The organism is Microvirga sp. HBU67558 (genome assembly GCF_018069605.1).
GTDB classification, from domain to species: Bacteria; Pseudomonadota; Alphaproteobacteria; order Rhizobiales; family Beijerinckiaceae; genus Microvirga; species Microvirga terrae.
The window spans coordinates 39175-45323 of the sequence record NZ_JAGPUP010000520.1 but is presented as its reverse complement, the minus strand read 5'-3'; the positions used below and the strand labels follow the sequence as shown (position 1 = coordinate 45323).

Sequence of the window (6149 nt, the reverse complement as noted above, 5' to 3'; positions counted from 1 at the left end):
TCCACGTGACCAATCGTCCCAATGTTGCAGTGCGGCTTATTGCGCTGAAACTTTTCCTTCGCCATTGATCTCTACCTTGCATAGGCCAGGAACAAAAAACCCAGGGGCGTCCGATATTGCGGTTAGGCTCTTTGTGCAAGAGCCAATTTCGATATTGCAAAACCTTGTGCCTGATAACCCGCTCCATGGGCCTGCCATGGAGAGAACCGTCACGCACATCCTCACCGGGCGGGTTCTGCCTGTATAAAGGCGCTCGGGGCCAAAAATACAAGCTGGGCTGGTCGCGTCGCGGAAGGTGGAGCGGGTGAAGGGAATCGAACCCTCGTATTCAGCTTGGAAGGCTGCTGCTCTACCATTGAGCTACACCCGCATGCCCTTCTGATTGGGTGGTGGGGGAAGTAGGACTCGAACCTACGAAGGCATAGCCAGCGGATTTACAGTCCGCCCCCTTTGCCGCTCGGGACATTCCCCCTTGAGACCCAACCCGAACGCAAAACGCCGAGGCTGTTCTGCAGAGCGCCTGGCGAGGCCGAGCGCTCCGTGGCGCTCTTATGGTGACCTGCATGGCCGGTGTCAACCTCAAAGCTCAACGAAATCGGACGGGTCGTGGACCGGCTCGCTCTGTGCTATGCCGCCTTGCGTCACTACACGAGATCCAAACAGCATGAGCGACCGCCCGCCCCACTCCCGCAAGCCGAGATTCCAGCGCCCACATGGAAAATCCGGTCGCCGCGATCCCCAGGCCAGACGACCGAATTTCGAGATCGACACCACGATCCTCTATGGCTTCCATCCCGTCGTCGAAGCCCTGCGCAACGGAAAGCGGACGATTCGACGCCTCCTGGCCACCGAAAACTCCGCCAGGCGCCTGAGCGAGGAGCTGGAGGCGCCGCTGCCTATCGAACCTGAGATCGTCCGACCGGACGAGATCAACCGCCTCCTGGAGCCGGACGCGGTGCATCAGGGCCTCTATGCCGAGGCCGATCCCCTGCCCTCGCCCTCGGTCGATACCCTGAGCGGCAAGCGGGTGGTCCTGGCCCTCGACCAGATCACCGATCCGCACAATGTCGGGGCCATCGTCCGCACGGCCGCCGCTTTCGACGTGGAGGCGATCATCACCACGGCCCGGCACAGCCCGGCTGCCACGGGCGTGCTGGCCAAGTCCGCGTCCGGCGGTCTCGAGCACGTGCCCTTCATGATCGTGCGCAACCTCGGAGACACGCTGACGGCGCTGGGCGAGCGCGGCTTCCAGAGAATCGGACTCGATTCCTCCGGCGACGCGAGTCTGGACGAGGTCGAGATCGACCTGCCCGTAGTGCTCGTGCTGGGGTCGGAGGGCAAGGGACTGCGTCAGAGGACGCGGGAGTGCTGCGACGTCATCGGCCGGCTCGACATGCCGGGCGCGATCAAGAGCCTGAACGTTTCCAACGCCGCCGCGATCTGCCTTTATGCTGTGGTCAAAGGAGCTTCCAGGGGCGCTCGGAAGTAAAGCCGAGCGTTCCCCTAAGTATCTGCGACTGTTGATGGATTCCCCTAGCCGCGAGACTTCTTAGACGGAAGTCGCAAATACCAATTGTGAATTGTGGAAAGAAAGGCCGGAGTTAGCCTCCCGTTCGATGGAATTCTTGACTGCCTGTCGCAGTCACGAGGCCTCGGCCCAGAGCCTGCCCGACAGGCCTGCGGCCAAGAACCCGGATCACCGGGCATACGAATGGAAGGGAACCCTATGGCAACAGCAACTACCACGCCTCATTCGGCCGCCGCGACGCGGCCGATGACGCGGGAGGAAAAGAAGGTCATTCTGGCCTCCTCTCTCGGTACCGTCTTCGAATGGTACGACTTCTACCTTTACGGCTCGCTCGCCACGATCATCGGCGCGCAGTTCTTCTCCGCCTTCGACGTGACGACCCGTAACGTCTTCGCCCTGCTGGCCTTCGCGGCCGGCTTCCTGGTGCGTCCGTTCGGGGCCATCGTGTTTGGCCGCATCGGCGACCTCGTCGGCCGGAAATACACCTTCCTGGTCACCATCCTGATCATGGGCTGCTCGACCTTCCTCGTGGGCCTGCTCCCCAGCTACAACCAGATCGGCTGGATCGCCCCGGTGGTCCTGATCGCGCTGCGCATGCTCCAGGGCCTGGCGCTCGGCGGGGAATACGGCGGTGCCGCCGTCTATGTGGCCGAACACGCCCCGGTGGGCCGCCGCGGCTTCTACACCAGCTTCATCCAGATCACGGCCACGGTCGGCCTGCTCCTGTCCCTGGTGGTGATCCTCGTGCTGCGCACCTGGATGGGCGAGCAGGGCTTCCAGACCGGTGAGGGCTGGCCGATCGCCGGCTGGCGCATTCCGTTCCTGCTCTCGGTCGTGCTGCTCGGCATCTCGGTCTGGATCCGTCTCCAGATGAACGAATCGCCGGCCTTCAAGAAGATGAAGGAAGAAGGCACGCAGTCGAAGGCCCCGCTGAAGGAAGCCTTCGGTCAGTGGAGCAACCTCAAGATGGTGCTGATCGCCCTGGTCGGCCTTGCCATCGGCCAGGCCGTGGTGTGGTACACAGGTCAGTTCTACGCCCTGTTCTTCATCCAGAGCATCCTGAAGGTCGATCTGCTCTCCTCGAACGTGCTGATCGCATGGTCGCTGATCCTCGGAACGGCCGGTTTCGTGATCTTCGGCGCCCTGTCCGACAAAATCGGCCGCAAGCCGGTGATTCTCGGCGGTTGCCTGATTGCGGCGATCACCTACTTCCCGCTCTTCGGCGCCCTCACGAACGTCGTCAGCCCACGGTTGGCCCAGGCGCTCGAGACCGCCAAAGTCCAGGTCGTGGCTGATCCCGCCACCTGCGGCTCCGTGTTCGATCCGGTGGGCATCCGGAGCTTCACGGCCCCGTGCGACGTGGCTCGCGTGGCCCTGGCCCGCGCGGCCATCAAGTACGAGCTCGTTCCGGCCGCGGCCGGCTCCCCCGTCAAGGTGACGTTCAATGGCACCGAGGCGCCCATCGCCCCGGCGGTTCCGGCCAACATCACGGCCTTCAGCGAGGCCGCTGCGGCGGCCGGCTATCCGAAGGCCGGCGATCCAAGCATCCTGAAGGTCAGCGGGTTCTTCAACGCTCTCGGGAACGCTCAGGCGCTCAAGGCCATCGGCATCCTGACCATCTTCGTGATCTACGTCACGATGGTGTACGGCCCGATCGCCGCGGCTCTGGTGGAGTTCTTCCCCACCCGCATCCGCTACACGGCGATGTCCCTGCCCTACCACATCGCCAACGGCTGGTTCGGCGGCCTGCTGCCTCCGACCGCCTTCGCGATGGTGGCGGCCACGGGCGACATCTATTACGGCCTCTGGTACCCGATCGTGATCGCCCTGGTAACCTTCGTGGTCGGCCTCCTGTTCGTGCCGGAAACGAAGGACCGGGACATCATGACGTTCGAAGGCGTCGGCACACGCCGATAATCCTTCCGACGGTTCTACGAGGAAAGCCCCGCCGAGAGGCGGGGCTTTTCATTTGGCCCTGGCAGCCGGACCGTCTCAGTAGCAGGTCGTCACGCGACGGACGATCCAACCCTCGCCCTCGACGAAAAGGCGCTTGCGGGAAATGCTGCAGGTCCCGTTGTCCGGCGATCTCGTCTCGATGGACGACGTGATCTCCACATCCTTCGCGGCAACCGGGGTCACCGGCTCCCGTACCGACGCTTCCATCTGTCGGTTGGGCTTGGCCGCCACGCCGTGACCCGCATGAGCGGCATCCGTGCGCTGCGCGGCGAAACCGAAGCCCAATGAAACGGCCAGAACGGCCATGATTTTCAGACCGCCGCCGAGCGGCGAAAATCGTCTACGAGCGGAAGCCCCTGAGGTCTTCATGACACCAACTCCGTGATCAGGTTTTCCAGACAATTCCAGAATTCGGGGTTGGTTTCGGTGTGCCAGGACACTTAATATTTACGTTTGTGTGGAACTTGCGTCCCGCCTCCCGGACTGCTACCTGAGCACCTGTGACGTCGGCCGGTGTAGCACAGCGGTAGTGCAGCGGTTTTGTAAACCGAAGGTCGGGAGTTCGATCCTCTCCACCGGCACCACATCCCTTCGACGGGCAGCAAACCCTTCGGCATTCACGGAAATTTCGGACGCCATGCGCCCGTCGACAGGCGTCGAGGCGCGCCTGACGGGGCGCGACCACGGCAGCACGATCGGCCAAACGCCTTCATGCCGCGGGTCGATGAGGGACCCGAGGCAGGCCGTGGCGCAATGCCAACGATCGCGTCGAAAGCGCCTCAGTTCATGACGACGCTCAGATACACGGCAACCAGCAAGGCCAGGAAACTCAGCCCGAGCGCAGCCAGCAAGGCAAGCCAAAGCGATCGCGTGTCGTCGGCATTCATCGTCTGCCCCCATCGTAACGGATTAGGATAACGATCGAGGGAGGGCGGTTATTCCCGGGTCGTGCAGATCGAGGCGAGGCCCCGCCGAGGGCTCGCAGGCGATGGACCGCTCCTCACAGACGAGGTGTGGATGCACGGACCCGTTATGGGTGCTTTCAGACTTTCCGATTACAGGTTCAGAATCCGAATCTTACGTTACGGAATGGGGGGGTAGTCATGGCCAAATTCACCTGGTCTGGAACCTACGGGTTTCAGCCGTATCTTTTTGATCTGAGCAACCTGGTGGGCGCTGACAGCTTCGAGCGCTCGTCGACGACATTCAAGGCCGTCTACGGCACGTTGAAGCGGTCCTGGGACAAATTCGACGGACACGGCTTCACCTACACGCCCGATGGCATTCCGTCCGGCGGGACGGTGACCGGATACACCGGCGTCGACGGGGGACGAAAGGTCGCCTCTCTGACCGGAGTCAACATCGCCGTCACGAAGCTCGTCGACGCGGCCTCCACGTACTCGACCGCGGACGATCTCAAGATCCTCCGTTCGGCTCTCTCGGGCCGGGATGAGATCACCGGCGGCAGGTTCGACGATTCCCTCAGCGGCTACAATGGCAACGACACGTTGACCGGCGGCGGCGGTGCCGATTGGCTGTCGGGCGGGAAGGGAGCCGACAGGTTCGTATTCAAGTCGGTGTCTGATTCCAGAGGCTACAACAACGACGTCGTCACCGACTTCTCGCGATCGCAAGGCGACAAGATCGATCTCTCGAAGATCGATGCCAAGACCGGCATCGCAGGCAATCAGGCCTTCACGTTCATCGGCACCGCCGAGTTCTCGGGCGAGAAGGGACAACTCCGCTACGACGTGTTCGAGAGCGAGGACGAGGACGGTCGCATCTCCTACACGTCGTATATCGAGGCCGACGTGAACGGCGACAGCCTCGCCGACTTCGAACTTACGCTCCAGAAGGTCGGGTCGATCACAAAAAGCTACTTCGTCCTTTGATCCTGGCCGAGGGCGCCGACGAGGCGCCCTCTCCGCATTCCGGCCTTTACCGGCCATGTGCCCGGCGGGATATCGGCTACCTGCTACCGTTCCCGCCGCCGGACGATCCGGTGCCGCCCTGCCCTCCGGATCCCCCTGAATTCTGACCGCCCTGCGAGCCGCTTCCACCCGTGCTGCCGGTGCTGCCTGGATTTCCGGAGTCCGGGCTGCCGCTGCTCGACCGGTTGGGAGACCTGGTGAGGGGCTGGCAGACGCCTCCGATCTCCTGCTCGCCCTGCATGCAGCTCCGCGTCGCGGGGTTGGTCTGAGCCAGGGCAACGCCCTGTGAGCCCGCCAGCATCAATGCCGTTAGAACCGGCACCGCCATCGCTTTCATCGTCGCATCCTCAATGGTTGAAGGTTCCTGTCGACGGACGAGCGGCGCGATTGTTTCCGCACGGGCCGCGGTCATCGATCATTTTCCGCCCCGGACGGCTTCACATCATCGGGAGCGCCCCGTGGCTCTTCTACCCAGTCGGCGACCGGCGGAATGCCCGCCGAGGTAGCCCGAGTGACCATGCGGGACTTCCCGCCGCGGGGCCTAGGCTGCGCCATCCGAAGCCATGACGGAGGCGCCTGTGGATGTGATCTTGCTGAACGTAATGGGCTCGGCTGCCGTGGCGTCTGCGGTCGTGGTCGCCGCGATGACGAACCGGCTCTCGAAAGAACTCGCCGGGCTCTCGCGTCGCGACACCGATGCCGATCAGAAGCGGGGCAGCTGAAGGTCAGGGCAG

6 protein-coding genes and 3 tRNA genes are annotated in these 6149 nt (G+C 63.2%); 5 read left to right on the top strand and 4 right to left on the bottom strand.

Annotation, left to right across the window (positions count from 1 at the left end; all coding sequences use genetic code 11):
* Positions 1-296: 296 nt before the first annotated feature.
* Positions 297-370: transfer RNA gene (locus KBI52_RS15670), tRNA-Gly, on the bottom strand.
* A 17-nt stretch (positions 371-387) separates the two neighbouring features.
* Positions 388-472, bottom strand: a tRNA-Tyr gene (locus tag KBI52_RS15665).
* A gap of 192 nt (positions 473-664) precedes the next feature.
* Here KBI52_RS15665 and KBI52_RS15660 point away from each other — a divergent pair.
* Both KBI52_RS15660 and KBI52_RS15655 read left to right on the top strand, forming a co-directional pair.
* Positions 665-1489, top strand: a complete 825-nt coding sequence (locus KBI52_RS15660) for an RNA methyltransferase (RefSeq protein WP_173947579.1) — start codon at positions 665-667, stop codon at positions 1487-1489.
* Positions 1490-1726: 237 nt separating this feature from the next.
* On the top strand, positions 1727-3445 hold the full coding sequence (locus KBI52_RS15655; RefSeq protein ID WP_173947580.1) for an MFS transporter: 1719 nt from the start codon (positions 1727-1729) through the stop codon (positions 3443-3445).
* A 75-nt stretch (positions 3446-3520) separates the two neighbouring features.
* On the opposite strand, the gene KBI52_RS15650 is transcribed toward KBI52_RS15655, so the two are convergent.
* On the bottom strand, positions 3521-3853 hold the full coding sequence (locus tag KBI52_RS15650) for a hypothetical protein (protein ID WP_173947581.1): 333 nt from the start codon (positions 3851-3853) through the stop codon (positions 3521-3523).
* A 140-nt stretch (positions 3854-3993) separates the two neighbouring features.
* On the opposite strand from KBI52_RS15650, the gene KBI52_RS15645 reads away from it, so the two are divergent.
* A tRNA-Thr gene (locus KBI52_RS15645) sits at positions 3994-4068 on the top strand.
* 519 nt (positions 4069-4587) lie between these two features.
* On the top strand, positions 4588-5376 hold the full coding sequence (locus KBI52_RS15640) for a calcium-binding protein (protein WP_173947582.1): 789 nt from the start codon (positions 4588-4590) through the stop codon (positions 5374-5376).
* A 76-nt stretch (positions 5377-5452) separates the two neighbouring features.
* Here the strand turns inward: KBI52_RS15640 and KBI52_RS15635 are convergent, their stop codons facing one another.
* Complete coding sequence (locus tag KBI52_RS15635) at positions 5453-5752, bottom strand: hypothetical protein (RefSeq protein WP_173947583.1); 300 nt, start codon at positions 5750-5752, stop codon at positions 5453-5455.
* 241 nt (positions 5753-5993) lie between these two features.
* On the opposite strand from KBI52_RS15635, the gene KBI52_RS15630 reads away from it, so the two are divergent.
* Complete coding sequence (locus KBI52_RS15630; RefSeq protein ID WP_173947584.1) at positions 5994-6137, top strand: hypothetical protein; 144 nt, start codon at positions 5994-5996, stop codon at positions 6135-6137.
* Positions 6138-6149: the final 12 nt, after the last annotated feature.